Source organism: Vibrio sp. Vb1574, assembly GCF_033338675.1.
Genome location: NZ_JAWOTC010000134.1, coordinates 1 through 1,674 on the forward strand (window position 1 = coordinate 1; position 1,674 = coordinate 1,674).

Here is a 1,674-nt window from a genome sequence, read left to right on the forward strand (position 1 = left end):
AGATAACGCGATTTCGCGTTGAGCCATCGCGTAACGCGTTAGGGAATCCATCAACAAAAGTACATCTTTGCCTTGATCTCGGAAATACTCCGCGACGCGGTGACAAAGCAGTGTCGCTCTAAGTCGCATCAATGGTGATTCATCCGCAGGAGCTGCAATGATGATGGCTTTTTCTCTCGCTTCTGGCGTTAAGTTGCGTTCAATAAACTCACGAACTTCTCGACCACGCTCACCAATCAAACCCACCACAATGACGTCCGCTTCCGTGTTTTTGGTGATCATCCCCATCAACACACTTTTACCAACACCACTGCCCGCCATTAGACCAATACGCTGACCTTTACCGACCGTCAGCAAACCGTTGATCGCACGAACGCCAACATTAAGCGGTGTATCGACAGGACGACGCTTAAGGGGGTTGATCGGTTTAGGTTCAAGTGAAACACGATCGCCTCCTTTAAGCGGCATGCCGTCATCCAATGGCTCGCCTAAGCCGTTCACCACGCGCCCCATCCACTGAGAGCTGAGTTGCACGGTACTGTCGCCGTCTAATGGGATCACCTTCGCACCGGCAAACAAACCGCCTAAACGGCGGATTGGCATTAAGTACGCAACGGTATGATCAAAGCCGACCACTTGTGCTTCGATCATATCGCCTTCGGCGGTTTCCACTAAGCAACGTTGCTCAAGCTTAAAACGACATCCAACCGCTTGTAACATCAAGCCGTTCACTTTAATCAAGCGTCCGGTTACTCGCGCAACGGGAATAGAATCAAGCGATGCTAATGCATCGCTCAAACGCTCACTTAGTAGTTCGTGGCTTAATGTACTACTCATTTTCAGACTCAACCTGTGGAATGCTGACTTCGTCTAACAAGTGCTGTTTTACGTTGTCCATGCACGCCTCTAAGCGTGAGTCACAACTGGCGTCTGCTTCCGCATCATCCGTCACTAACTGACAACCACCAATTGGCAGTTCGTTGTTGGCAACCAGCTTCCAAGACTTAGGCAGATCCGCGTTAATGTGCGTAATGCGTTCTAGATCTTGTGGATTGAGATGAACCGTCACAGTCTCCGCTTTGCCCGGCATCGCTGACAGTGTTTCATCCACCAGCGCCAGAATTTGCTGTGGCATCAGAGTAAGCTCGGCACGAATCACCTGCTGAGCCACCTTCTGTACCAACTCACAAATCATGTGGCGTTGCTGCTGCTCTTTTTCACTTTGCCAGCGAGACAAGGCTTGGAACAAGTCATTAACTGGCTTCGCCGCTTCTAAAAAGCCTTGCTTACCAGCTTGTTCACCAGAAACAAATCCTTTCTGGAAGCCTTCTTTCTGACCATCGAGCAAGCCTTGTTGCTTACCTTGCTCGATGCCTTGGCGTAAACCTTCTTCATGACCTTGTTGCAGCCCCTGTTGGAAACCTGCTTCAAGTTGCTGCTGAATGTCCACTTGCGACTCTTGCCAACCTTGGTTGTCCAAGCCGAACTCTTCATCAACCGCAACTGGCTGAGCCAGCGGCGGAAAACGGTGTAAACGGTAACCACTTGGAGGCAGTCGCATAATGTTCGATCTTTGTTCTGCCATGCTTTATTCCACCGTTGGCTCTTCGTATAGAAGCAACTGAACTTCGCCCGACTCATCAAGCTCACGCACCATTTGCATGATGTCTTGGC

At 50.2% G+C, this 1,674-nt stretch carries 1 protein-coding gene and 1 pseudogene; both read right to left on the minus strand.

Features of this window, described 5'->3' with window-relative positions; genetic code table 11:
• A pseudogene (fliI, locus tag R7O12_RS24170) lies at nucleotides 1-837 on the minus strand (flagellum-specific ATP synthase FliI); the annotation flags it as partial.
• Nucleotides 830-1,585 (minus strand): flagellar assembly protein FliH, encoded by a 756-nt coding sequence (gene fliH / locus R7O12_RS24175; protein WP_005478070.1) that lies wholly within the window; start codon nucleotides 1,583-1,585, stop codon nucleotides 830-832. The gene fliH and the pseudogene fliI, both read right to left, overlap by 8 nt.
• Nucleotides 1,586-1,674: the final 89 nt, after the last annotated feature.